General features: G+C 59.4%; 22 protein-coding genes and 1 riboswitch. Of the genes, 14 read left to right on the top strand and 8 right to left on the bottom strand.

Going from position 1 to position 25,233, the window contains the following annotated elements; genetic code table 11:
* Positions 1-20 precede the first annotated feature (20 nt).
* Positions 21-923: a succinate--CoA ligase subunit alpha gene (gene sucD / locus QBL02_RS06765; protein ID WP_282725624.1), complete on the top strand. Its 903-nt coding sequence runs from the start codon at positions 21-23 to the stop codon at positions 921-923.
* 146 nt (positions 924-1,069) lie between these two features.
* Here the strand turns inward: sucD and QBL02_RS06760 are convergent, their stop codons facing one another.
* The 3 genes from QBL02_RS06760 to QBL02_RS06750 all read right to left on the bottom strand — a co-directional run bounded on the left by QBL02_RS06760 (position 1,070) and on the right by QBL02_RS06750 (position 4,028).
* Complete coding sequence (locus QBL02_RS06760) at positions 1,070-1,531, bottom strand: hypothetical protein (protein ID WP_282725623.1); 462 nt, start codon at positions 1,529-1,531, stop codon at positions 1,070-1,072.
* A 274-nt stretch (positions 1,532-1,805) separates the two neighbouring features.
* Positions 1,806-3,185 carry an NAD(P)/FAD-dependent oxidoreductase gene (locus QBL02_RS06755; RefSeq protein WP_282725622.1) on the bottom strand — a complete coding sequence of 460 codons (1,380 nt, stop codon included), beginning with the start codon at positions 3,183-3,185 and terminating at the stop codon, positions 1,806-1,808.
* A 63-nt stretch (positions 3,186-3,248) separates the two neighbouring features.
* Positions 3,249-4,028 carry an SDR family NAD(P)-dependent oxidoreductase gene (locus QBL02_RS06750; protein WP_282725621.1) on the bottom strand — a complete coding sequence of 260 codons (780 nt, stop codon included), beginning with the start codon at positions 4,026-4,028 and terminating at the stop codon, positions 3,249-3,251.
* 185 nt (positions 4,029-4,213) lie between these two features.
* On the opposite strand from QBL02_RS06750, the gene QBL02_RS06745 reads away from it, so the two are divergent.
* Positions 4,214-5,125, top strand: a complete 912-nt coding sequence (locus QBL02_RS06745; RefSeq protein WP_282725620.1) for a LysR family transcriptional regulator — start codon at positions 4,214-4,216, stop codon at positions 5,123-5,125.
* A 2-nt stretch (positions 5,126-5,127) separates the two neighbouring features.
* On the opposite strand, the gene QBL02_RS06740 is transcribed toward QBL02_RS06745, so the two are convergent.
* Both QBL02_RS06740 and QBL02_RS06735 read right to left on the bottom strand, forming a co-directional pair.
* Positions 5,128-6,105 carry a DUF1731 domain-containing protein gene (locus tag QBL02_RS06740; RefSeq protein WP_282725619.1) on the bottom strand — a complete coding sequence of 326 codons (978 nt, stop codon included), beginning with the start codon at positions 6,103-6,105 and terminating at the stop codon, positions 5,128-5,130.
* On the bottom strand, positions 6,089-6,751 hold the full coding sequence (locus QBL02_RS06735; protein WP_282725618.1) for a DUF4166 domain-containing protein: 663 nt from the start codon (positions 6,749-6,751) through the stop codon (positions 6,089-6,091). Before QBL02_RS06735 ends, QBL02_RS06740 begins: the two co-directional genes overlap by 17 nt.
* Before the next feature lie 42 nt (positions 6,752-6,793).
* Here QBL02_RS06735 and QBL02_RS06730 point away from each other — a divergent pair, with 42 nt between their 5' ends.
* The 9 genes from QBL02_RS06730 to QBL02_RS06690 all read left to right on the top strand — a co-directional run bounded on the left by QBL02_RS06730 (position 6,794) and on the right by QBL02_RS06690 (position 18,768).
* Entirely contained in the window at positions 6,794-8,707 is a 1,914-nt protein-coding gene (locus QBL02_RS06730; RefSeq protein WP_282725617.1) for a DUF6350 family protein, read from the top strand.
* Positions 8,708-8,780: 73 nt separating this feature from the next.
* A riboswitch (TPP riboswitch) is annotated at positions 8,781-8,889 on the top strand.
* Positions 8,881-9,897: a thiamine ABC transporter substrate-binding protein gene (locus QBL02_RS06725; RefSeq protein ID WP_282725616.1), complete on the top strand. Its 1,017-nt coding sequence runs from the start codon at positions 8,881-8,883 to the stop codon at positions 9,895-9,897. Its footprint overlaps the riboswitch before it by 9 nt.
* Before the next feature lie 36 nt (positions 9,898-9,933).
* Positions 9,934-11,688, top strand: coding sequence for an iron ABC transporter permease (locus tag QBL02_RS06720; RefSeq protein ID WP_282725615.1), 1,755 nt, complete (start codon positions 9,934-9,936; stop codon positions 11,686-11,688).
* Complete coding sequence (locus tag QBL02_RS06715; protein WP_349238636.1) at positions 11,685-12,401, top strand: ABC transporter ATP-binding protein; 717 nt, start codon at positions 11,685-11,687, stop codon at positions 12,399-12,401. Before QBL02_RS06720 ends, QBL02_RS06715 begins: the two co-directional genes overlap by 4 nt.
* Complete coding sequence (locus tag QBL02_RS06710; RefSeq protein WP_282725614.1) at positions 12,398-12,973, top strand: hypothetical protein; 576 nt, start codon at positions 12,398-12,400, stop codon at positions 12,971-12,973. The genes QBL02_RS06715 and QBL02_RS06710 overlap by 4 nt, the downstream gene beginning before the upstream one ends.
* 99 nt (positions 12,974-13,072) lie before the next feature.
* Entirely contained in the window at positions 13,073-15,919 is a 2,847-nt protein-coding gene (locus QBL02_RS06705; protein ID WP_282725613.1) for a hypothetical protein, read from the top strand.
* An 86-nt stretch (positions 15,920-16,005) separates the two neighbouring features.
* Entirely contained in the window at positions 16,006-16,602 is a 597-nt protein-coding gene (gene purN, locus QBL02_RS06700; protein WP_282725612.1) for a phosphoribosylglycinamide formyltransferase, read from the top strand.
* 50 nt (positions 16,603-16,652) lie between these two features.
* Positions 16,653-18,311, top strand: a complete 1,659-nt coding sequence (gene purH, locus QBL02_RS06695) for a bifunctional phosphoribosylaminoimidazolecarboxamide formyltransferase/IMP cyclohydrolase (RefSeq protein ID WP_282725611.1) — start codon at positions 16,653-16,655, stop codon at positions 18,309-18,311.
* A gap of 103 nt (positions 18,312-18,414) precedes the next feature.
* The gene (locus QBL02_RS06690; RefSeq protein WP_282725610.1) at positions 18,415-18,768 is read left to right on the top strand and encodes a hypothetical protein; all 354 of its coding nucleotides are present in this window, start codon (positions 18,415-18,417) and stop codon (positions 18,766-18,768) included.
* Positions 18,769-18,835: 67 nt separating this feature from the next.
* Here QBL02_RS06690 and QBL02_RS06685 read toward each other — a convergent pair whose 3' ends face one another.
* Positions 18,836-20,683 carry a glycerophosphodiester phosphodiesterase gene (locus QBL02_RS06685; RefSeq protein WP_282725609.1) on the bottom strand — a complete coding sequence of 616 codons (1,848 nt, stop codon included), beginning with the start codon at positions 20,681-20,683 and terminating at the stop codon, positions 18,836-18,838.
* A 223-nt stretch (positions 20,684-20,906) separates the two neighbouring features.
* On the opposite strand from QBL02_RS06685, the gene QBL02_RS06680 reads away from it, so the two are divergent.
* The gene (locus QBL02_RS06680) at positions 20,907-21,902 is read left to right on the top strand and encodes a pirin family protein (RefSeq protein ID WP_282725608.1); all 996 of its coding nucleotides are present in this window, start codon (positions 20,907-20,909) and stop codon (positions 21,900-21,902) included.
* A gap of 45 nt (positions 21,903-21,947) precedes the next feature.
* Here QBL02_RS06680 and QBL02_RS06675 read toward each other — a convergent pair whose 3' ends face one another.
* Positions 21,948-22,436 (bottom strand): YbaK/EbsC family protein, encoded by a 489-nt coding sequence (locus QBL02_RS06675; RefSeq protein WP_282725607.1) that lies wholly within the window; start codon positions 22,434-22,436, stop codon positions 21,948-21,950.
* Positions 22,437-22,502: 66 nt separating this feature from the next.
* The gene (locus QBL02_RS06670; RefSeq protein ID WP_282725606.1) at positions 22,503-23,015 is read right to left on the bottom strand and encodes a methylated-DNA--[protein]-cysteine S-methyltransferase; all 513 of its coding nucleotides are present in this window, start codon (positions 23,013-23,015) and stop codon (positions 22,503-22,505) included.
* A 79-nt stretch (positions 23,016-23,094) separates the two neighbouring features.
* Here QBL02_RS06670 and QBL02_RS06665 point away from each other — a divergent pair, with 79 nt between their 5' ends.
* Together QBL02_RS06665 and gap are read left to right on the top strand one after the other, a co-directional pair.
* Positions 23,095-24,036, top strand: a complete 942-nt coding sequence (locus QBL02_RS06665) for a helix-turn-helix domain-containing protein (protein WP_282725605.1) — start codon at positions 23,095-23,097, stop codon at positions 24,034-24,036.
* Between the two features lie 157 nt (positions 24,037-24,193).
* On the top strand, positions 24,194-25,192 hold the full coding sequence (gene gap, locus QBL02_RS06660; protein WP_282725604.1) for a type I glyceraldehyde-3-phosphate dehydrogenase: 999 nt from the start codon (positions 24,194-24,196) through the stop codon (positions 25,190-25,192).
* The last annotated feature ends 41 nt before the right edge of the window (positions 25,193-25,233 follow it).

Genomic DNA, 25,233 nt, shown 5'->3' with positions numbered 1-25,233 from the left:
AACTCGAAGGAATACAAGAAATGTCTATCTTCCTGAATAAGGATTCGAAGGTCATCGTCCAGGGCATCACCGGCGGCGAGGGCACCAAGCACACCGCTCGTATGCTTGCGGCTGGTACCCAGGTTGTTGGCGGCGTGAATGCGCGCAAGGCTGGCACCACCGTTTCACACGTGAACGCCGCTGGCGAGACCGTTGAACTGCCAGTGTTCGCATCGGTTGGCGAGGCCATGGCTGCTACTGGCGCTGACGTGTCGGTTGCGTTCGTGCCACCTGCTTTCACCAAGGACGCAGCGGTTGAAGCGATCGACGCAGGCATCGGCCTGCTCGTGATCATCACCGAGGGCGTGCCAGTGAAGGACTCGGCTGAGCTCTGGGCGCACGCCAAGGCAACCGGCAACAAGACCCGCATCATCGGGCCGAACTGCCCAGGCATCATCACCCCTGGTGAGGCGCTCGCAGGTATCACCCCTGCGACCATCACTGGCAAGGGACCAATTGGTCTCGTGTCAAAGTCGGGCACCCTGACCTACCAGATGATGTTTGAGCTGCGCGATCTTGGTTTCTCGACCGCAATCGGTATTGGTGGCGACCCAGTTATTGGCACCACTCACATTGACGCACTTGCTGCGTTCGAAGCTGATCCTGAAACCAAGGCAATCGTCATGATTGGTGAGATTGGTGGTGACGCTGAGGAGCGTGCTGCTGAGTTCATCAAGGCAAACGTGACCAAGCCGGTTGTCGGCTACGTTGCTGGCTTCACCGCACCAGAGGGCAAGACCATGGGCCACGCCGGCGCCATCGTCTCGGGCTCGGCTGGTACTGCTCAGGCGAAGAAGGAAGCTCTCGAGGCTGCAGGCGTGAAGGTTGGCAAGACGCCAACCGAGACCGCTGAACTGCTGCGCACGGTGTTCGCACAGCTGTAATCGCAGCGCGTTTACAAGCGAACCCGTACTGCCGTTACTGCGGCAGTACAACGCTCTCGAAGTTTTAGCGTTGGATCGCAAAACGGGGTGGGTGCCAATGGCACCCACCCCGTTTCTGTTGCACAATCAGTTTGTGCTGTCGCGCATTACTGCGTGCAGAGAGTCATCAGATCGTTGTACGAAGCCTGCAGTGGGGTGAGTGCTTCGGTGACCTCGCTGACAGCGCTCAGGTCGCCATCGACTACCTTCTGAAGTGCGTCGCGTGCAGCGGTGAAGTCGCCAGCAACTGCAGCTGCAGCGTCGGCTACCTCAGCGTTGCCGCTTGATGCCGAGATCGAGGCGAACGAGTCGGCGAGGGTGGTGTAGGCGTCAACCGCAGCCTGTGGGTTGGTTGCCGATGCTGACGCAGCTTCGGTCATGCCCTGGCTGGCCTCGTTCAGTGGGCCGGTCATGTCAAGGCAGGCCTGCTTGACGGTGGTTTCGCTTGCTGGCGCTGAGGTGTTGGCGTCAGCTGGTGCTTTGTCTTCGCTTGGGCCTGCCGAGCAAGCTGCGAGGCTTACGGCTGCAATTGCGGTGACGAAGAAGATTGAAAGCTTGCGGGTCTTCACGGGGGACTCCTCTGGGTAAGGGGGAAAGTGCGGCCTGCCTCGTGGGGTGAAGATTCAACCCATTACTGCAAGACAAGTGCCTGAATAATCGTAGTGTCATTTTGCGATCCATCGCATAACCAAAAGATGACAACTTGCGGCCCGACCATCAACGCCCAACCGCGCCCAAGTCATCACTGCGCACAAACGCACCGATCCCGCCGGGAACGATAAAACCTCCGGTAATTATCTATCGTTCTCGACGGGATCGGTGCGCTTCAGAGCAGTGGATCGCCTAGCGTCGGGGGAGCGCCGCATAGAACTCGGCATCGTCAAAGCCACTCGGCAGTTCGATACCGTACTCCTCGCGCGCGGTCTGTGGAATCGTCACGAGCAGCATGCCAGCGTCATATTGGTTCTCGTTGCGAGGGGTGTCAACAAACGGGAAACCAGCTTTCATGTCGGGCCGGTACTCCTCAACAAATCGGCGCATGTTTTCAGCGTTCTCGCCGGTGAGTGTTGCGTGCGCGTCGGCCGCTGCAAAGTTCGCAAAGTAGTCGTAGACCGTCCAGCCAGCGCCGATTGCGGCATGAATTGTGCCACCGCTGTATAGGCCCGGCTGACCGGGGAAGAAGGTCTCAAGATGCAGTTTCGGGTGACCCCTGCGGTACTCGACCGTGCCCTCGGGCAAAAAGTCGTAGTGCAATTGATACCCGGTCGCGAACACAATTGTGTCGACCTCAACCGAAGCCCCATTGTCAAAGTGCACCGTCTCACCCTCAATACGCGAGATATTCGGGTGCCGGGTGATCAAACCGTGTGAGAGGGCATGCAGAATTGTGTTGCTGACCACGGGATGCGTTTCGCCGATCGGACCTTCGGGTTTTGGCAAGCCAAACGCCGAAAGATCACCGACAGTCGAGAGAATCACGTCCATGAATGCCTCGGGCGCAAGCCCTTCCATCCAGGGACGCTGCTCAATCTGGGCGCGACCATCAAGAAAATCTGGCAGCGCCACGCCAAAGATCTGCTTCGGGAAGAAATAGTAGGGTCGCCTCGTCGATAGATAGGCCGTGCTCGCATGGAAGGCAGCATCTGAGGCGATATCGACGCCGCTATTGCCGGCACCGACGACAAGCACCCGCTTGCCACGGAACTCATCTGGCGACTTGTAATCTTTCGCATGAATCGCTCGGCCCGTGAAGCTTTCGAGGCCTGCAATCTCTGGCATCTGCGGTAGCCACTGCGTGCCGATCGCCGAGTAGATACCGCGGTACTCACGGGTCTCACCATTTGAGAGAGTGACCTGCCAGTAACGGCCCTCCTCGCTATCGACCGGGGCGGCCTGCTCGACCGAGATGCCAAACTCGCAGAGGTCGTCGAGCCCGTAGGCGTGCGCGAACTCGTTGATGTACTGGTACAGATCAGACCAGCTCGGATACATCGGCAGATTCGGTGACATCGGGTAGCCGACAAAACCGCCTGCGGTGCGTGAGGAAATCATGCTGCAGGTTTCGTACATTGGGGTGCCCGGGTTATTGATGTCCCAGAGGCCACCGGCCCCGGTGTGACGTTCAACAATGTCAACATCAATGCCGTAGCGCTTGAACGCTCGCGCGGCGATGAGACCGGAGGGGCCAGCGCCGATGACGAGATAGCGGGTAGGGAGTGTCATGGTGTGAGTCTTTCGATGTGATGCGGCCGGGTGGTCGCCGAACAGGTGTGGGTGAGTTTGTGATCAGGTGAGAATTGCGCCGCCATCAACGGCCAGCGTCTGACCGGTGATGTTCTTCGCTCGATCGCTGAGGAAGAACGCGACAGCCTCGGCGATATCCTCGGGCTCCTGCGGGCGGCCCATTGGGATCGACTGATCAACAATTCCGGCAAACACTTGGTCGGCGGTGAGCCCGGCAAGCGCCTCGTCGTTTTCTTGCAGATATGCCACGGTGTGACGCCACATATCGGTATAAATGAAACCCGGCATCACCGTGTTTGAGCGGATTCCGGTGCGGGCGCAACCGCGCGCGATGGCATGACTGAGTTCGATCACAGCTGCTTTCGACGCGCCGTAGTGCGCGAGCATGTCATTGCCTGCCCGTGCGCCAATCGATGAGATGTGCACAATCGCCGCCGGTGCTTCTGCAAGGCGCATAAACTCCTGCGACATCAGAAAAGCGCCGCGGGTGTTCACCGCAAACACGCGATCCCAAAGTTCGGGAGTGATCTCATCCATCGGGGTGAACATGCCGATGCCCGCCGCGTTCACAAGCCCGCGAAGGCTGCCGGCGTCTGCGGCAGTGCGATAAAGATCGGCTACCTGCTCTGGGTCGGACACATCGCAAGCCGCGACCAACGCCTTCGCGCTGGTGCTGCTCTCAATGTTCGATGCGATCTCGTGCAGGCGATCCTCGTGCACATCGGTCAGCAGAACTACGTCAAAGTCTGCCGCGATACGTGTCGCAATCGCGGGGCCAAGGCCCCCTGCGGCACCGGTCACGATTGCCAGTTTCTGTGCCATTTGTTCCTCCTTGAACAGTGGTGTGCGATGTCAGAGCCAGTCTGGGCTGCAAGGTAACTGGCTGTACATGTCCGAAATCGTTGCCGGGCGAACGGAATGCTTAACGCGCCAGGATGCAATAGCGGGAAGAGCGGCATAGGCTGGTCGGAATCGGGCAGGGGAGCCCGCGCCATGAGGGGGAACGCATGAGCTACGAAGATGCGGTTCGAATGGATCTCAGCATTCGTGCGCTGTACGCTTTCGTCACCGTGATTGATGAGGGGCATTTTGGCCGTGCCGCCATGCGCCTCTTCGTCACCGCCCCGGCCCTCAGCCAGCAAATCAGACGTCTTGAACAGCAGCTGGGTATGCGGCTCATCGACCGTGAAGCGCACCCTGTTCGACCAACTGGGGCTGGCGAAACGCTGCTTCCACACGCCCACCGAATATTGCGTGAAGCGCAAGACACAGCAATTGATCTTGCCCGGTTTAGCCGCCGTCAAGATCGGGTATTGCGACTCGGGTTTATCAACGGTGGACCAAACAGCCTTACAACAACTCTGCTATCAAAGTTGCAGTCTCCGCTTGAGCTTGTGCAGCTCTCCTGGCAAGAGCAATTGGCAGCCGTCGCTTCGGGTGAAGTTGATGCTGCGTTTGTGAGACCACCAATGCCGCTCATCGACGGCCTCACCCTGGAACGGGTGACAATTGAACCGCGAGTGGTGATGCTGCATCGAGGGCACCGTTTTGCGCAGCGTGAGAGCGTCACCATTGATGAGCTCGACGATGAAACTCATGTGTCGACCGATCGCGCCGCGCCAGAGTGGATCTCGTACTGGGCGGTGGATCCGCGGCCAAGCGGGCGCCCCGTGCGTTGGGGTCCGCTTGTGCACAACATGGACGAGCAGATTCAAACAGTCGCTGCCGGTCTTGGCATCGCGATTACAGCGGCCTCAATCGCCGACTACCACTCGAACGAAGCCATCTCATATGTGCCGATTCTTGGGATAGAACCGTGCACGGTTGACCTCTGCACTCGAAGCGGAGATGACCACTCTGGTGTGCTTGAGCTGCGCAGAGTCGTCGCTGAAAATGTCTCGGCGAAGCAGGCGGTATAACGCTACGACCAAATCGAGCGCAGCGTAGCCTCAAGCTCGGGGTGCGCAAACTCAAAACCTGCCTGCTCAAGGCGCTCGGGCAGCACCCAGCGGCTCTTCAAGACCAGTTCAGTTTCGGTACGGATACCAATGGCACCGAGTTCAAGCATCCACCGTGGCATCGGGGGACCAAAAGGCACCCCGAGCACGCGACGAACATCGCCCATAAAGCCGTTGCTATCTGATGGATTGGGTGAACTGACATTGATCGCGCCAGAAAGCTCAGGGTGGGCTTCGAGAAAGTCGAGCACCCTCGCAACATCTTCGATGTGTACCCAACTGAACCGCTGGGTACCCTTTAGCGCTCCGGGGTAGTGAGCCGTTCCGGCGGCAACTCGCGCTCGGGATACCGGCCATTTGCCGTCGTATTGTGCGCCGCCAAGACCGAGTTTTGCGAGTGTTCTTAGCGGCCCGAGCACGCCGCCGTCACCGAGCACAATTGCGGTGCGCAGTGCGACGCGCCGGGTCTTAGGCAGATCATCACGAAAGAGTGCCTGTTCCCAAACTTTCGCCACCTCAACAGAGAACCCCGCGCCAATCTCGCCGCTTGACTCAGTCATTGGGCGATCCACCGCGTGTCGATAAATTGTCGCTGTTGATGAATTCACCCACAGTGCAGGCGGGCGTTCAGCTGACTCGATTGCTGCCGAGAGCTGACCCGTGGTGTCTGTTCGAGATCTGAAGATTTCGGCGCGATTCGCCTCGCTGTAGCGGCAGTTCACACTCTTACCTGCGAGACCCAGTACGAACTCTGCGCCATCAACCGCGGCCGCAATGCCAGCAGTGTCGCCCCAGCGCAGATCGGCACCACTGCGGCCAATGGTGACGACCTCGCGGCCTTGCGAGCGATATCGGTCGACAAAGTAGCCACCCATGAAACCACCGGCGCCGCCAATCACGACCCTGCCAGTGCGTTCACCGAACTCATTGCTGTGCTGCATTGGGGTGCTCCTTTACGATTCCGTACGCGAAGTGGCCGCGGTACTCATAGATTTTTCCGACGATAGGTGCGGTGAGGCTGAGCGTGATCCGTTGCAGCCCACTCACCGGGTCATAGGCCTCAGTGAGATGCACTACAGGAGCGCACCAGCGCGGCAATCGAATACGAAGGCCGCCCCAACGCAGACCTGCCTTGATGCTGGTCATTGAGAGTGCACCGTCTTTGACCTCTGCGGTGAATTGGGCTGAAACCGTGTGCGGATCACCGAGTCGGTCGACGACGCCCGGCGGTGCAGACTCGGTGCCGCCCGTGACGATAACTGAATCAACCATTGTCCAGTTTCCTCCGGGCACGTCGATTTCGCGCCTTGCCTCGGCCGCGCCGAACTCACTACCCGCGATTGCTACGGTTCGGTTTATGACTCGAAATCGCGCGGACCGCGCGAAACCCGCGTAGAGCACTCCGCGCGATTGCAACACGCGCAGGATCGGCCACAGCCAACGACGAGGTGTGCCAAATTCCGCGAACACACCCTCGCCAACACCGATGTACCCCTCAGGGATCGCTGAGAAATAGCGGCGAAGTGAGGGGTGCAACTCGTCGATACGCTCACCAAGCATCGCCTCATACGGGGAACGCGTCGTCATGCTTCAAGCCTATGTCGGATGCCACCGGTAGACTTCAATTCAATGAGAGCACTTCTGTCCGCGGTGATTGCCGCTATCGAGGCGGCCGCCATTGCGCTGGCGGTTTTCGCCATTATTGGCGTGCCAGCGGTGCTCATCTGGTGGATCGACTTTGCGCTCGCCGCAGAGCCAAGCCACCTCGCCGCGACGGTTGCGGCTCTGTGGCAAATGACGCATTTGGTGCCGATGCAGCTGAGTGTTTCAGCGCAGCAGGCACTCGGGCTTGGGCTTGTGCCTGAGGCGCTGTCGTTCACTGTGTCTTTGGCTCCGCTCGCACTCACCCTGCTGACCGCGGTGCTCGCATACCGCTCAGGTAAACGGGCCGCTGGTCGCGGGGGTATCGGCATTGTCACGGTGTTTGGCGGTGTGCTCGGGTTTGCTGGCTCTGCTGCTCTGATCGGCATGCTCGCGGGCGGTTCGTCTGCGTGGCCAATGTGGGCACGCGTCGTGGTGCCCGCGGCTGTGTTTGCAGTGCCAGCACTGTTTGCATTTGTGCTCAGGGCTGCTCGCGACTCAGACGAGTGGTGGCTTGCCTTTGTGCGCGAGATGCAGGGCGTGATGGCCAAGGTCGCGCCGAACGGTGCTGCTGCGTTTCCTGAGCGTGCTGCCGAGGTATTTCGATTGTGCGCGGCTGCTCTTGCCGGGCTAGTGGTGCTCGCGACGATCGGTTTTACCATCTCGATTGTGGTCGGCTACGTCGATATTATTTCGCTCAGTCAGAGCCTGCAGCTCGATGTTTTTGGCGCACTCATGCTGTTTTTGGCGCAGCTGGCATTTTTGCCTATTGCTTGGGTGTGGAGCCTCGCCTGGTTCTCGGGCGCAGGGTTCGCGGTTGGCGCAGCCACCTCCGTTACCCCGTTTGATACCTTGCTTGGCCCGCTGCCAGCCCTTCCACTGCTGGGTGCGATCCCAAATAGCTGGGGCTGGCTCGGCGCTCTCGCCCCGGTGCTTATCGTGGCGATTGGCACAGTGATTGGCGGGTTTGCGGGCGGTGGATCACTCTTCCGTCGAGCATCTGCACTCGTTGCGGTGCTGCTACCTGTGTGTGCTTCGATCATGGCGGGCCTCGTCGTTGCGCTCTTTAGTGTGCTCGCAAGCGGCGCTATCGGCCCAGGCCGATTGGAAACGACGGGTGCGCACCCGTGGCTCACCGGGGGATTGGTTGCACTTGAATTAGCGTTCGGCATGAGCCTTGGCGTCTTCACTCGAAGAATTGATGTTGCTGAAATGCGCGAGTCGGCGCTTGTGACTCTCGGTGGCCAACCACGAAGCGCAGAGCAAGCGGCACCTGCCGAGCAGGGCACGACGGTTCAGCAGCATGAGTTCGACGCCCCGGTCAACAGCGCTTGGCGTGCTATCCCAACCGCGCAGGCCTCTGATGCTGAGCCAGCAGACTATACCGAGACCATGCCAGTTGATCCGCTGGATAGTGACGAACACAGCTACCTGCCAAGAATTGATTCCAGTGAAATTGCCTCAGAACCTGCGACTCGCAAACGATCATGGAATCTACGCGACCTGTTTGCGACCAAGATCGATCGAGTGGTAGCACCGGGGCTAGCTGAGCCCCACTCGCCTGAAACCAATGCTGAACAGCCGGCGGACGAACAGGTGACGATTGAAATTGAGCCGCTCGAAGCTGACTATGCGGCGGCCCTGGAATCGGCTGCCGAGACTGCGGTCGCTGATCCAGCGCCGGTAGCTGAGCCCGAGCCCGAGCCCGCGCCAGAACCTGAACCTGACGTAGCACCCGAGCCCGACGTAGCACCCGAGCCTGAGCCGGCCCCAGCGCCGACAGACGCGGTCGACCCGCTGCTGCAAGCCTTCTCATGGGACGCAGCACCGAACGAAGCCGAAGAACCAGGACAGAAGCCAGATTGGCGCTCACGCATGCGCTCAAAACTTGGTCGTGACTAGCCCTCTCGACCCCAAAAGCCGCTGCAACTAGCCGCTCATTCGCGAAGGCGTGAGCGCAACTGCTATGGTTGGCGTTGCAATCCACGGGAGCCCGCGCGCGGCGGGCTGAGAGGAAGCTCGCGAGCTTCGACCGTTCACCTGATCTGGATCATGCCAGCGGAGGAAGGAACTCTATGTCAACGCATGCCCGCACACTCATTTCCGGTATTGCGCTCGTCGCAGCCGCCGGGCTCGCACTCACCGGTTGCACAGCCGGGCCAAGCCCAGAGGGCGAAACCAAGGGTGGCGAAACGGTCACCCTGATCGTGCACAACTCGTTCCCAAATGATGAGTTCGCGGCTGCCGCAAGCGCTGCAACCGGATACAACGTCGAGGTCGTCGCGGCCGGTGACGGCGGCGAACTTGCCAGCCAACTGGTGCTCACTCAGAACGCACCTCTGGCAGACGCCTTCTTCGGTGTCGACAACGTGTATGTCTCGCGCCTTTTTGACGCAGACGTAATTGAGGGCGGCGAAGCCGGTGCGAAGGCTGTCACGCAGAGCGCAACCTGCATCAACATCGACCCGGCCTGGTTCGCTGCGAAGGGGATCGCTGAGCCGAGCAGCTACGAAGATTTGGCAGATGAGAAGTATCGCGGCCTCACGGTGCTGCTGGACCCTTCAACCTCAAGCACCGGTGCATCGTTTTTGATCGGTACCGTTGCGAAGTTCGGCGAGTCTGGTTTTGCCGACTACTGGTCGAAACTTGCCGCGAATGACGCGCGAATTGAGCAGGGTTGGACTGAGGCATACAACGGCCAGTTCACTCAGGGCGGCGGCGATGGCACCTTCCCGATTGTGCTTTCGTACAGTTCATCACCGGCCTGGACCCTCAGTGAAGATGGCACTTCAAGCAGCACCAAGGCGTTGCTTGACACCTGTTCATCGCAGATTGAGTATGCGGGCGTGCTGCAAAACGCTTCGAACCAAGCGGGCGCTCAGGCAGTTGTTGACTACCTGCTTTCGACCGAGTTCCAAAACACCATCGCAGACACGATGTATGTCTACCCGACAAACACCGAGGCTGCTGTGCCAGAGGAGTGGTCTGAATTCGCACCAATGCCGAGCGCACCAAATGACCTCAGCCCCGCTGAAATCGGTAAGGGGCGCGACACCTGGCTGAAAAACTGGAGCGCAGCGACCGGTTGGTAACGCTGGTGTAGCGAGAACAAAGGATCGCTTGAGCGTATGACGCATCAAGAAAAGCAGGGCGAAGCGGCGCTGCGAGTACACACCGGGGGTAGGAGAAGAAGGAACTTCTCGCAGCCCGCAATCTGGTGGAGTCTCGCGGCGGCCGTTCCGCTCTGCTTTTTGCTTATCTTTTTTCTGTGGCCGGTCGCTTCGCTCATGGCCGTAGGCCTAGGTTTTGGCGAAATCGGTGGCACGAGCAGCACCGCAGCCTCGTCGGGGTTTGCGCAATTCGCGGCGATCTTTAGCGAGCCTCGAACTCTGCGGGTTGTCAGTCAAACTTTTGCTCAGGCAGTGTGCGGCACAGCCCTTTCCGTGGTGCTTGGCGTACCTGCAGCGTTTGTGCTGTACCGCCTTGAGTTTCGAGGTCGAAATCTGCTCCGTGGACTTGCGACAGTGCCGTTTGTGCTGCCGACTGTCGTGGTTGGCGTTGCCTTCACCGCATTGCTTGGCCCGGGTGCACCGCTAGCTTGGCTTGGCCTTGATCAGAGCTTTTTGATCATCGTGCTGGCGCTGAGTTTTTTCAATGTGACGGTGGTTGCACGCACGGTTGGTGGATTCTGGGCGAACCTCGATGGTCGTGTGGAGCAGGCGGCGCGCATGCTTGGTGCTTCGCCGGCTCGAGTGTTCAGCACGGTGACTCTGCCACGCTTGGCTCCGGCGCTGGCGTCTTCTGCTGCTTTGGTCTTTTTGTTTTGTGCCACTTCGTTTGGTGTGGTGCTGGTGCTTGGTGGGCGAAGCTTCTCAAACGTTGAGACAGAGATTTACCGACTTACGGTGCAGTATCTCGATCTCAACTCGGCGGCAGCGCTGTCGATTGTGCAGTTTGTGATCGTTGCTGCGGTGCTTGTTGTTTCTGGCCGGTTGCGGCGAGGTCTTGAGCGCGCGAATGAACTGCGTTTTGATACTTCTCAGCCCGTGCGGTTTTCTCGCGTGCACTTACCGGCGGTGCTGGTGTTTGCGGCGACTACCGTGCTGCTTCACATGCTGCCAATTTTTGCGTTGGTACTGCGTTCCCTGCGCGACGGTAGCGGCAGATTCACCCTGCAGAACTACAAAAATCTTTTTGCGCCCCCAGCAGGCTCGAAACTTTCTGGCTCTGTGATTGATGCGGCCATGCTCTCCATCGGTATTGCCCTCATCGCAACCACTATCGCGATTGTGCTCGGCGTCTGTGTCGCCCTGGTCGCCTCACGCAAACCGAGAGCTCGATCCGCTCGCCGAGCGATTGATGCGTTTGACGGTTTTGTGATGCTGCCGCTTGGCGTATCCGCTGTGACGGTTGGTTTTGGTTTGCTGATCACGATGCATCAGCCCTTTGGTATCGGTATTGATCTGCGCACTTCGATTGTGCTGATTCCGATAGCGCAGGCGATCGTGGCGATGCCACTCGTGGTGCGCACACTGCTTCCGGTGCTGCGGGGGATCGACGGGCGCCAGCGCGATGCAGCTGCAATGCTCGGTGCTGGCCCGCTACGTGTGCTGGGCACGATTGACCTGAAAGTGATGGCCCGACCGCTTGGGCTTGCCATTGGTTTCGCTTTCGCTGCATCGCTTGGTGAGTTCGGCGCGACTGCGTTCTTGGTGCGTCCCGGCGCGCAGACCCTTCCTGTCATGGTCTCACAGCTTATTTCGAAGCAGGGTGCTGAAAACTATGGAATGGCATTGGCTGCAGCAGTATTGCTGGGCGCATTGACGGCGGCGGTGATGTTGCTGGCGGAGCGCTGGCGCGGAGAGGTAGCTTCAGAGATATGAGCGAGGATCAAATGGCCGGTGTCATGAATGAACCCGCGAGAGATGGACTTTCTGTGCGCAACGCTACTGTGCATTATCGAGCTGGTCTCGCAAAACGTTCGAGCGAGTCTGTCCCTGCTGCTGTGCGCGACGTATCGTTTGATGTTGCCGAGGGTGAGATCGTTGCGCTGATTGGGCCGAGCGGTTGCGGTAAATCAACCATGCTGCGAGCTATCTCGGGGCTTGAGCCGCTGTCGTCGGGAGCGATCTACTGGGCGGGGGAGAGTCTCGCAGCGGTTGCACCGCATCGCCGAGGCTTTGGATTGATGTTTCAAGATGGGCAGCTCTTTTCTCATATGAGCGTGGCGAAAAATGTCGCCTATGGCCTGAGCGCTCAGCGCGTTTCGAAGGAGGAGAAGTCGCAGCGTGTTGACGAGTTGCTGCGGCTGGTAGGTCTTCCTGGCTATGGTTCGAGGGCAGTCACCGAGCTTTCTGGAGGTGAGCGTCAGCGGGTGGCTCTTGCTCGTTCTCTGGCGCCGAGGCCGCGCTTGTTGTTGCTCGACGAACCGCTCTCGGCGCTTGACCGAAGTCTTCGGGAACGCCTCGCGTCTGATCTTGCCCGTATGCTTCGCGAGACCGGCACTACCGCGATCCTCGTCACTCATGACCACGATGAAGCCGACACAATCGCCGACCGGGTTATTGCCATGAGCATGGGAACGCTTGCCTCGTGAACGAACTGAGAAGCCTGACCGAGGGGCTGGCCGTGTTGCTCATCGACGGGAGAAGCGGCTCTGGGAAAACATATTTGGCGAAGCAATTGGCTGAATCTGGTGCTCAACTTTTGCACCTTGACCTGCTGTACCCGGGTTGGGGTGGCTTGGCTGAAGGTTCGGAATCTGTGGTGAGCGCGCTCGATTTGGGTCGCTATCAGCGATATGACTGGGCGGCTGGGGCATTTGAAGATGAGTGGACCGAGCTCGATCTGACAACACCGCTGATCGTTGAGGGCTGTGGCGCGCTTACCGTTGCGAATCAAGCGGCGGCGCTCCGTTGGGCGCAGCGAGTCGCGGAACGGCAGGCGAAGGTGTGGTCGGCTGCAGGTCGACCAAGTGCGACGGTTGAAGCGGTGGTGAAGACGCTCTGGCTTGAGTGTGACGATCGGTTGCGACGAGAGCGAGCGCTGGCCCGAGACGGCGATATTTTTGCTCCGCATTGGGATGAGTGGGCGGCGCAAGAGCTCGCTCATTTCGCGGCACACAAGCCTTGGGAATTTGCAGATCAAGTGTGCAAAATATCTGCGTGATTCTGCTTGGTTTGTGCACTTTGCGCACAGCGGGCGCAATCCGCGCAGAGCCCCCATTTTTCAGGTTTACTTCGCCTCTCTGAAAAATACTATGGGCGGATGGAAACAACTCTTTCGCGCGCCAACGGTACTCCCGCGGTGCCACGGCGCAGTTTTGGCCGCCCAATCGGAATACTCGCCGCGGCGGCGATTGCGCTTAGCGGAATAGGTCTGGTCTCCGGAACCGCACCCGCGAACGCGGCCCGACCCGACCAGCAAAGCTACGTTTTTACCAGCCCAAACGGCACCGATTGGGTAGTGCCAGAAGGCATAACCGAAGTGAGCGTAGGCATTCGCGGCGGTGATGGCGGAGACGGGGACATTCGGACCGGCAGCGCGGGTGCGAACTTCGCTGTGAACGTGCAGGTCAAAGGCGGAGACGTGCTGACCGTCTACGCAGGCCAAAACGCGCACGGCAAAGTCGATAGTCGTGAAGGCGGTGCCGGCTTCATGAAGGGCGGCGACGGCGGAAAAGGCAGCCTGATCGGACAGCACGGCGGCGGCGGCGGAGGTGCCGGCGCGGTAAAGCTGAATGGCGAATTGATCGCAGTCGCCGGCGGCGGTGGCGGCGGTGGCGGGGCAACCTCGTCACCGACAATCAAGGGCGCACTATGGACCCTCGTGACCGCATTCGAAGCTGCTGGTGGTTACAACAGTGCTCGCAGAGGCGATAGCACCTTCAAATACATTCCGGGCGGCACGAGCGGCGGCAACTCACGTGGAGTTCCAGAGTCGTACAAAAGCCACCCCACCGCTGGCGGCGGGTCCACCCCGGGCGCTGTTGGGAAAAACGGTGTAAACGACCCCAAGATGGTCACCTTTCATAAACCAGGTACCAATGGTGGCAGCGCTGGCACGGGAACCGTCGGTGGCGGCGGCGGTGCCGGTGGTGGCGGCTGGCCAGCGAGCGGCACCGGTGGCGGAGCCGGACGGAAATTCGCACACTTCTCTGCTGGCTCCGGTGGCGGGGCAGGCATGAGCTGGATCACCACAACAGTTCCCGGCGTCTCCTACGACAGCGAAGCGTACTGGCCAGAAGACATTCACGTGTATCAGGGGCCACTCGCCGAGCGAAACAGTGCCAAGATCTTTATTCCACTCACGAGTTCGACGACGGCAACTGCGCCAACCCAGGTTGAAGTCGGGCAAAATATTCCGGTGCGAGTGCGGACCAATGACAACCGTCCGGGCCAAAAAATGCTCGACGGCATGATTGACCTCTACCTCGACGGTGCGAAACAGCGCATCGACTACCACGCAACGAGTGGCGACTACACCTTCAATGTGCCAGCAACGACAGCCGGCACATTCACCTATCGGGCAGACTTCAGACCCGTACACGAACAGTATTACTACAAAGAAACTTCAACCCACTCTTCGGCAACGGTTCAGGTGACTGTGGTTGATCCAGCGCCAGAACCACAACCCGTGGACCCGAGCGACGTGACCACCGAAACCACAATTCACCTGGAAAACTCACCGATAGCCTATGGCGACCTCGCGATGTTTGGTGCGAAGGTTCGACTTGACGGACCAGTCGCGCTTGCGGCACCGCGAGTGAACTTTGAAATTGACGGCGAAGCGGTATACGGCGACTACCCGCTGCTTTGGTCCGGTACAGACGAGCTCGTCACATTGTGGCCCCATACGTCAACACTCTCAGCAGGCGAGCACAGTATCGTGGCGAAATTCCCAGGCATCCGCTCCGCGGATCCGCAGCAGGCGAGCGCATTGCCCTCGCAAAGTGAACCACTCATTGTGAACATTGCAAAGGCAACAACGAGTACCGAGATCGTGCTGGTGAACGGTGCAGGTAAAGGCGCAGAACCACAAATGATTGAGGCGTACGCGCCGGTCACAGTCAATGGCACTGTGTCGAGCACCTCGAGCGAATCCCCAGGTGGTGAAGCCGTCCTGCTAGCCGACGGTGAAACAATTGCAAGCAGCAGTATCGGGGCCGGCGCAGTCTCATTCGCAGACGTTACTGTGCCAATCGGAACAAGCGCGCTCAGCATTGCGTATCACGGTGGCAACTCAGGTAATTATGAAGCCTCACTCTCGGACGACTTCCCAATTTCAATCGTTGACGTGCCGACAGTCACCTCGCTTGAGGTCGTTGATTCCGAAGTACGCGCAGACGAGCCGGTGCTGATGACAGCGACCGTGAAAAAGCAGGGCGGCGAATTTGCGCCGGATCCGCGCGGAGCGATCGAGATTCTCTTTGACGGTGAAGTGATCGATTCGGTACCTGCCGGAATGGACGGCGACGAAGACACTGAAAACGGTGAGGCACAGTATCTGATCGAACTCAGCGACCTTACCCTCGGCGTGCACCAGGTGTCGGCACGATTCGTGCCAGCTCCGGGTTTTGCCACCTCTTCAAGTGACGAAACCGAGCTCACAGTTCGTGGCATCGAAACAGTGTTGACACCATCGGCGACCGAACTTGACGGCAAAGCAAACGAGCAAGTGAGCTTCAGCCTGACAGCTCAAACAGTCGCCGGACAGAACATCGCCCCGCTAGCGGAACGTTCGGCGCAATCGCCAAATGTGCCCGCCGGAGCACCTGTCGACGGGTATGTGCAGGCGTTTGTCGGCGGAGAACCTCTCGGCGACCCCGTCATGGTTGAGAACGGTGCAGCCGAGGTGACCCTGCCCGCACTGGCAAAGGGCAAGCATGAAATTGACGTGCAATTTGTGCCGGAGTCGCAGGGCATGCTGAAAGCGTCGGCCACCGTGCAAGTGACCATCTCTGTAAACGGTGACTCAGGCAGTGGAGGCAAACCGAACGGGCTCAGCAACACGGGTGGGGCCAGCCCGCTGCCCATTGTCCTCGGTGCGGGAGCCCTGCTGCTCGCAGCCGGTGCGCTGATCTACGCGGCTCGCCGCCGCGAGCGGAACGCCTAACCATCCTGGGGCGCCCAGCTATTACGGGCGCCCCAATGCTAGACAATTGGCGCAGACCTCGGTGCCCGAGCAGGTAGACTGTTCGGGTGCTAAAGGTCGTGGTCTTGATCTCTGGCGGAGGAAGCAACCTCAAAGCGTTGCTCGATGCCGCCGCCGACTCCGCCTACCCGGCGCAGATAGTTGCCGTGGGGAGTGACACCGACGCAAGCGGTCTCGAATACGCCCGCGAAGCAGGCATCCCTGCCTTTATTGTGCGCCCGCGCGACTACGAAGACCGTGCCGCCTGGGGTGAAGCGTTTGCTGCGGGCATTCGCGAGTATGAGCCAGACCTCGTCGTGAGCGCAGGTCTCATGCGGGTGCTGCCGGCCGACTTCGTTCGCGAATTCTCTCCGCGCCTGATCAACACGCATCCTGCTCTTTTGCCGCTGTACCCTGGAGCGCACGCCGTACGTGACGCGCTCGCAGCAGGCGCCACTGAGACAGGCGTCACGGTGCACATTATTGACGAGGGCGTTGACACCGGCCCTGTGCTGCGTAACCGCAGCCTTACGATTCTCGATGGCGAGAGCGAAGAAGACCTGCATGAACGAATCAAGCAGATCGAACGACCGCTGCTGGTAGATACCGTTCGCGATATTGCGACCGGTGATCTGCAGCTTGGTACAAGCCCCGCAGCCGATTAGTGCTGCGTGCCACCGGACAACCTGAAACGACTCACTAGGAGCCCCCACACATGTCAGTCCAAAGCCACGATCCCAGCATGTATGAGCATCGCGACACCATTCAGGTGCGCCGCGCCCTGATTTCGGTGAGTGACAAGAGCGGCCTGCTCGACCTCGCCGCAGCTCTCGACGCTGCTGGCGTTGAAATCGTATCGACCGGTTCAACCGCAGCGACTATTCGTGACGCAGGCCACCAGGTCACCGACGTCGCTGAGGTCACCGGATTCGCCGAGGCGCTCGACGGTCGCGTAAAGACGCTGCACCCAGCAGTGCACTCGGGCCTGCTCGCCGACCTGCGCCTTGCCGATCACCGCAAGCAGTTGGACGAGCTCGGTTTCGCTCCGTTTGAGCTTGTAGTCGTGAACCTGTACCCATTCGAGCAGACCGTTGCAGCTGGCAAGCCAGTAGCCGACGTGATCGAAAATGTTGACATCGGTGGCCCGGCGATGGTTCGCGCAACAGCGAAGAACCATGCAAACGCAGCGATTGTGGTGTCGCCAGCTCGCTACGCTGAGGTTATTGAAGCAGTAAACGCGGGCGGTACCACGCTCGCTCTGCGCCGGTCACTGGCAACCGAAGCCTTTGTGCACACCGCTCAGTACGATGCTGCAGTTGCGAACTGGTTCCTCGATCAGGAGGACATCGAGTGGGGTGCCGCTCCGGTTGACGCCGATATCGAGGCCGAAGAGTCGGTAGACGCCATTTTCGAAAAAGCCGAGGCGTACGTTGGGTATGAAATCTTCGGTCTGCGCGAGTCGGTGCTGCGCTATGGCGAGAATAGCCACCAGCGCGCAGCGCTTTTCACCGAGAACGAGGGCGCAGGCATTGCGCAGGCAACCCAGTTGCATGGCAAAGAAATGTCGTACAACAACTATGTTGACGCCGACGCAGCAGTGCGCGCCGCATTCGATCACGAGCGCCCAGCGGTCGCAATCATCAAGCACGCGAACCCCTGCGGTATCGCTGTTGCGCCTGAGGGTGCAGCCGATCCAATCGCTGCCGCCCACGAGCTGGCACACGCTTGCGACCCAGTTTCGGCTTTCGGCGGCGTGATCGCGGCCAACCGCGAGATTACCGCTGCGATGGCGGCGACGGTTGCAGAGATTTTCACAGAGGTTATCGTGGCGCCTAGCTTCGCGCCCGAGGCGGTTGAGATCCTCACGAAGAAAAAGAACGTGCGACTGCTCGTGCTGCCAGCTGATTTCACGCAGAACCCGGTTGAGCTGCGTCAGGTGTCGGGAGGTTTCTTGCTACAGGATGCCGATCGCTCATTCGCCCCAGTGTCTGAGTGGACTCTCGCTGCGGGCCAGGCTGCCGACGCTGAGACTCTTGCCGAGCTTGAGTTTGCATGGCGTTCGTGCCGCGCGGTGAAGTCGAACGGCATTCTGCTTACTTCCGAGGGTGCTTCGGTTGGCGTCGGCATGGGTCAGGTGAACCGTGTCGACTCGTGCCGCCTCGCGGTTTCTCGTGCGGGGGATCGCGCAAAGGGTGCTGTGGCAGCCTCAGACGCATTCTTCCCATTTGCGGATGGTCTGCAGGTGCTGCTCGATGCGGGTGTTCGCGCGGTAGTGCAGCCCGGTGGCTCGGTTCGCGACGAAGAGGTCATTGCGGCGGCTGAGGCCGCTGGTGTGACTATGTACTTCACCGGTGAGCGTCACTTCTTCCACTAGGAATGAGTGAGTTGGGTCGCGGTAGCAGCAGGCTTTGCAAAGTGCAACGCCGGTTCTGGACAGCTAGCGGCAGATTTTGAGGGACTGAAGATAGGCTGTGAGCATGGAAATTCTGAGGAATGTACTCGTGGTGCTGCACATTATCGGCTTCGCGGGAATCTTGGCCGGTGTCATGATGCAGATGCCAAAGGTGAAGGAGGGCGCCGCAAAGATTAACGGCGCAATTCTGCACAGTTCGTTGCTCATGCTGGTAACCGGCCTTGGCCTGGTTGGCATGATGTACGCCCGCGATCTTGAGCCAAACAACATGAAGATCGGCGTGAAGACGCTGGTGCTCATTGTGATGCTCGTGCTCGCTCTCGTGAACAAGAAGAAGCAGAGTGTCAGCCCAGCGGTGCTCGGCTCCATTGGCGGCCTCGCAGTGCTCAACGTGATCCTCGCGGTGTTCTGGCACTAATTCAGAACCCGAACAAAAGAGGGGCCGTGTCCAAAGGATACGGCCCCTCTTTTGTGTCTACAGTGTCTTAGAAAACCACGACGAATCGGGTCATCGCATCTACGAGTGTGCCAGCGAGGCCGGTTTCTTGCTGCATCTCTTCTCGCGCATCGACGGCGGTGTCGGGATGGTCAGTAATGATGCCGTCGGCGTCACGACGCAGCAGTTCACGAATCCCGGCGTCGTCGTTTACTGTCCAGCTGAAGAAGGCGTAGCCCGAGTGGTAGGCGGCGTCTTGCATCGCCTGCGTTGCGGACCACTGCTCGACGACAACAAAATCGGCGTCGGTCTGTGGAATATCTACGCCGGCAAAGGCGAGAATGTAGCCAACGGTGGCATCTGGGCGCAGCGTCTTCAGCTCTTGTACTACGGGCTTGTCTAGTGTGTGAAAGATGTTCTGCTGCATGGCGTCGAGCGTTTCAAGCTCGTCGACGAGAAGCGCTACTCGATCTGGTGTATCGAGGCCGCCCGATTTTACTTCAATGAGAAGCGGCATTTCGAGTTCTTGCGCGCGGGCGATGTACTGCTCAAGGCTCGGGATTTTGTCGGTGTGACCGAATTGGTCTCGCACAGTAATGGCGGTGAGTTCGTCGAGAGTGAGGTCTTTCACTTTCACATCGCGGCCGGCCAGCCGGCTTAGCGAGGCATCATGCATGACCACAAACTTCTTGTCGGCGGTTTGCATCACGTCTATCTCGACGAGGTCTGCGTTCGCGGCGACGGCCGCTTCAAGCCCTGAAAGAGTGTTCTCTGCACCGCCGTCGCTAAAGCCTCGGTGTCCAAGCACAAGAGTGTTCGGGTGCTGCGATAGTTGCTGCATGGTGCCGAGGTGGAAGAAGCCTAATCCCATTGCCAGCACGGCAGCGCCAGCGAATAGGCCGGCAATGCGACGGCGGTGGCCGATCGGTGCGGCTGGCTTGAGCGGGGCGGTTTCGTTGATGGCCGCAGAGCCGTTGAGTGGTCGTAGTTCGGGGGCCAGCTGATCCTCGCGCTGAAAAACTAGCACCAGTAGCACTGCACCGAGCCAAGAAACCACAAAGCCGGTGAGTAGCAGGCCAGCCAGTTGCGCTACGCCAAGGCTAAATGCTGCAATCGCTGGCGAGGCAGCTGGCAGGACTTCATCGCTGAGTGCCGTCGGCAGTATCGCGATCACGGTGAGCGCGAGAGTCGCCGTGCCCGCAATAAACAGCACGATCAGTGTGGCAAGGGCGAGCCGCAGTGCTGCCCAACCTCTGGTGAGGCGCCAGCTCTGGCGCATAGCTTTGCCCCCTGTCGCCCGGCTCAGCACAAAAATTGGCAGGCTGAGTGCGTAGCGCAGGTTGAGCAGTGCGAGCAGCACCAGGAAGCCCGTCCAAATGGCTGCGCTGGTTGGGCTTTTCATGAGCTCGCCAGAAATGAAACTCGGTACGGCGATGCCCTGTGAAAGCGTTGAAGCGAAGCCGAACCCGCTCAGCGGCAAAATGAAAAAGAGGTAAAAGAACAGCGGCAGCGAAGACGGGCGAATCAGCTTTCGCATGGTGGTTTTCACATCGGCAAGGATCGTCCGCGCCGTTACTGCTTCGGCGTTGTATGCGCGACGAAGCATAAGCATCAGCACAATGAATTGCAGCGAGGCGATCCAGAAGGCGAGCAGCATGATCACCACAATCAGCGCGAGTGTGATGCCGATTGTGCCGTTGAAATGGAGTGCGCTGAAGTCTAGGGCGAGCATGCCGTTTGCGCGCAGCGCCTCGCGGAAGATCCACGCGAGGAGCGGACTGACCAGCATAAGCATGGCCAGTTGGAACGCCAACATGACTGTGACAAGCGGAAGCCAGGCGTGCCGCACTGTTCGAAAACTTGTGCGTAGCAGCGAAAATGGCGAAAGGCGATGCATGGCATGATCCTATCGCCGTGCGCGTTTTGAACCATAGCTGTCTCGTAACTGGGCGGCGGTTTGGGCGGAACCCCTGGCTCCCGCCCAGGGCTACCTCGGTTCCCGCCCTGGGAGGCCCCCGTCCTCGCCTGACACGTAGCTGAGTGCGCCTCTCGGCGGGCGCGGTATCGTGGCCTCATCAACTTCTTACTCGCGTGTGTGCGAGAGCAGGGGGAATGGGCAAATGAGCAATCTTGATTCGCAGCCGATCGAAACCGTACTTGCCGAGGGCATGCCCTGCGAATCGGTGGAGGTACTCGACCCGAGGCTTGTGCCACTTGGCGGTTTGCGCGCAATGACCGTGTACCGCACCCTGCCGCAGCGTGGCCGCTCGTTCGTTGGCGCCTGGTGCTTCTTGGACCACTATGGCCCGGACGACGTTTCTGATACTGGCGGCATGAAAGTCGCCCGGCACCCGCACACAGGTCTTGCAACCGTTTCGTGGCTTTTCGCAGGGGGTATCGATCATCTTGATTCGGGTGGTGTCGCGGCCCAGGTGCGTCCGGGTGAGTTGAACCTGATGCTGGCTGGGCGCGGAATTACTCACCAGGAAATCAGCACCCCAGACACCGATGTGCTGCACGGTGTGCAGCTTTGGTATGCGCTGCCCGATGCCACCAGGTTTGATGACAATGGCTTCGAACACTATGTGCCTGAGCCGGTCACAGTGCCGGGTATGAGTGCGAGTGTGTTTATCGGCGAGCTACTCGGTTCGGTTTCGCCGGTTGAGACAAAAACTACCGCGATGCTCGGTGCTGAGCTAATTCTTGAACCGGGGGCAACCGTGAGCATCCCCGTTCGTCGGGACTTTGAGCACGGAGTGCTTGCCGAATCCCACGGCCTCACTCTGAACGGTACCGCGATTGAACACCGTTCATTGGGTTTCGTGCCGACTGGCTCCGACACGATTGTGTTGAGCGCCGGCGAACACGGCGGTCGCGTGATCCTGCTCGGTGGGGTGCCCTTTGGTGAAGAAATCATCATGTGGTGGAACTTCATCGGCAGAACCCACGAAGAGATCGTCGAGTTTCGTCGCCGGTACCAGGCCGAACTCGGTTTTGAGGCGGTGGATCACGAAGACTCCGGCAAACTACCGCTGTATGGTGAGTTTCCTGAGGGGCAGCGAGCGCCGATCCCGGCTCCGGTTCTGCCGCTTACCAGATTGCGGCCGCGAAGCTGAGGTGCCGAAGACCGCTAGCGCAATGGGAAGCCCTGGGATGTCAGTTTAGGTGTCTTCGCGCCAGCCGGTTGCAACGTCGACCCAGTCGAGCGCTTCACTCAGCTCAGCAAGCTCGCTTACCTCAAGCTCGACTGCTGATTTGCTGGTGCCTGCTGCCGGATAGACCGTCTCGAAGCGGCGCAGTGACTCGTCTAGGTATACCTGAGCGCTCTCGGGGTTCACGAACGGGCAGACGCCGCCGACTGGGTGCCCGGTGAGTTCGAGTACATCTTCAGCGCGCAGCATTCTCGGTTTGCCACCAAAGGCACGTTTGAACGCGCCTCCGTTTACTTTTGCGTCGCCCGCAGCGACAATGAGCACCGCTGTGCCGTCATCGTTCGGGGAGTAGAATCCGAGAGTTTTTGCGATTCTTGCGGGTTCGGTGCCTACTTTTTCTGCGGCAAGCTCGACCGTTGCGCTTGACTCTTCGAACTCAAGAATCTCACCGCTCCAACCGCGTGCGAGTAGATGCTGACGTACCGCTTCTGTGCTCAATTGTTTGCCTCTCTTCATTGCGATGCATGTTCGAAGTTGGTCGAATCGTGAAACGTTTGAACCGAATTAGAACAGCCTATTCGCCTCGGCTGCAGCTGGCTCTTCGAGTGTGAGTAGCGCCCGTTTGCGGTCGAGGCCACCGGCATAGCCGGTGAGCGATCCATCGCTGCCCATAACCCTGTGGCACGGCACAATTACGCTGAGCGGATTGTGTCCAACTGATTGACCGACTCGTTGAGCAAACGCCGCGTTGCCGAGCTCTCGTGCGATTGCACCGTAGCTGGTGGTCTCGCCGTAGGGAATGGTAAGGAGGATCTGCCACACCCGCTGCGAGAACTCGTCACCCTCTGGTGCTAGGGGCAATGCAAAGTGCTTGCGAGTTCCCTCGAGGTATTCGTTCATCTGTGCGGCAGAGACGTGCAACAGCTGATCTTCTTTACCCAAAACCTGCTCGCCAAAGGCGGCATTTTCTGGCAAGTATCGCTGGTTGTCGAAATACGCACCGATCAGGGCATCGTCGCGGGCAACCAGCAGCATGTTTCCGAGCTTGGTCTGCGTACGAAGGTGTCTCAGGGTCACGCGAACAGAATACTCTCGTGCGTCACAAAAGAGCGCGAATCTTGCCATTCCCTCCCGTCATACGAGTAGTGTTGGCGACGTGAGGCGGGTAGCTGTAGTGGTGCTTGAGGGGGCAAAACCCCTCGATGTCGGCATTCCTGCGCAGGTGTTTACGACCCGAGCGAGTATGCCTTACTCGGTGCAGGTGTGCGGGGTGCGTGCCGGCTTGGTTTCGGGGGCAGACGGCCTTTCTTACTATGTTGAACAGGGTCTTGAGGCGCTTGAATCAGCCGATATCGTCTTCATTCCCGGCTATCTGAACCCAGACGAGCAATCTCCCGCGCCAGAACTTCTTGATGCGCTTCGAGCGGCACACGCGAGGGGTGCCAAGCTCGCAGCGATCTCGACGGGTGCGTTTGCGCTCGCCGCTACTGGTTTGCTGAACGGGAAACGGGCCACAACGCACTGGCACTACACGGCTGCGTTTTCGGAACGTTTTCCCGAGGTGCAGTTGAACGAGGGTGTGCTTTTTGTTGACGAGGGGCAGGTGCTTACTTCTGCGGGCGCTGCTTCGGGAATCGATCTTTGCCTGCATATCTTGCGTGATGAACGTGGTCTTGCTGCGGCGAATCATGCGGCCAGACGGCTCGTTGCTGCGCCGTATCGAAGTGGTGGTCAGGCGCAATACGTGCCCCGCAGTGTGCCTGCGCCGAGTGGCGAACGATTTTCTGCGACGAGGGAGTGGGCGCTCGCGAATCTGCATGAGCCGCTCACCATTTCGCAGTTGGCTGCGCACGCCGTGGTTTCGCCGCGAACGTTCTCGCGCGCTTTTCTTGATGAAACCGGGTATACGCCTATGCGCTGGGTGATGCGTGCTCGGCTTGATCTTGCCCGGGAGCTGCTCGAAAACTCGACGCTGAGCATTGATGAGATTGCCGATCAGGTTGGTCTCGGCACTGGCACGAATCTGCGTTTGCATTTCAGGGCGGTGCTGGGCACGACCCCAAGCGAGTATCGACGCACTTTTACCAAGGGGGAGTAGCGCTTTCGGGTGCACTGCTCGGCTGCTTGCGTCGCATGCATGCAGCCTGGCAGTTTTCTTGCGGATATCGGCATTCTTGCCACTATTGTTCTTTGCGCTGTCCAGTCACAATTGAGCCAGAAGGAATAAGTCAGTACAGAAAAGAGCAAGGCGCATCATGACTGGGCGTATCGCAATCAACGGATTTGGTCGTATCGGGCGCGGAGTGCTTCGCGCCATTCTTGAGCAGGGGCTTGACCTTGAAGTGGTCGCCATTAACGACCTCACCGACGGCACAAAACTCGTGCAGCTTTTTAACTTCGACTCGGTCTACGGCCGTGCCGCTCAGCGTGCAAGTCTTGAGGGGGATGAGCTTGTCATTGGCGAACGCCGCATCAAGCTACTGGCTCAGCCAGACCCAAGCAAATTGCCTTGGCGAGAACTCCAGGTCGAAGCGGTGCTTGAAGCAACCGGTCGTTTTGCCGAAGCCGCGAAGGCCAGGGTGCACCTTGATGCTGGCGCCAAGCGAGTGCTCGTGAGCGCGCCCTCCTCAGGCGCAGACGCCACGCTTGTGAAAGGGGTGAACTGGAACAGTTACGATCCCAACCAACACTTCGTAATCTCGAATGGTTCGTGCACCACAAACGCTCTTGCGCCACTAGCAAAGGTGCTCAACGACCTTGCCGGTATTAAGCAGGGCTTTATGACCACGGTGCACGCCTACACGCAAGATCAGAATCTCGTAGATGCCCCGCACTCAGATCCTCGCCGCGCCCGTGCAGCAGGGCTGAACATTGTGCCAACCTCAACCGGAGCCGCAAAAGCAATCGGCAAGGTGCTGCCAGAGCTTGAAGGCAAACTGAGCGGTGACGCAATTCGTGTGCCCGTACCGGTCGGTTCCATTGTCGAAATCAACGCGTTCCTCTCACGCGAGGTGAGCGCTGACGAACTGCTCGCCGCATACCGAGCAGCATCCGAGGGTGAACTGGCGGGAGTGCTCGAGTTCTCTGAGGATCCGCTGGTGTCGAGCGACATTGTCGGTGATCCGGCTTCGTCGATTTTCGACTCGGGTCTTGTTCGAGTAGCAGGCAGGCACGTGAAAGTGTCGTCTTGGTACGACAACGAGTGGGGCTTTTCGAATCGCGCCGCTGAAACTCTTGCGATGCTCACAGCCTGATCTGCTGCTAGTCTGATCGTGGCTTAACGAAGAGCCGCGGC

Origin of the sequence: Leucobacter sp. UT-8R-CII-1-4, from assembly GCF_030010235.1 — a bacterium.
Classification (GTDB): Bacteria; Actinomycetota; Actinomycetes; order Actinomycetales; family Microbacteriaceae; genus Leucobacter.
This window is presented reverse-complemented; position numbering and strand designations above follow the sequence as displayed.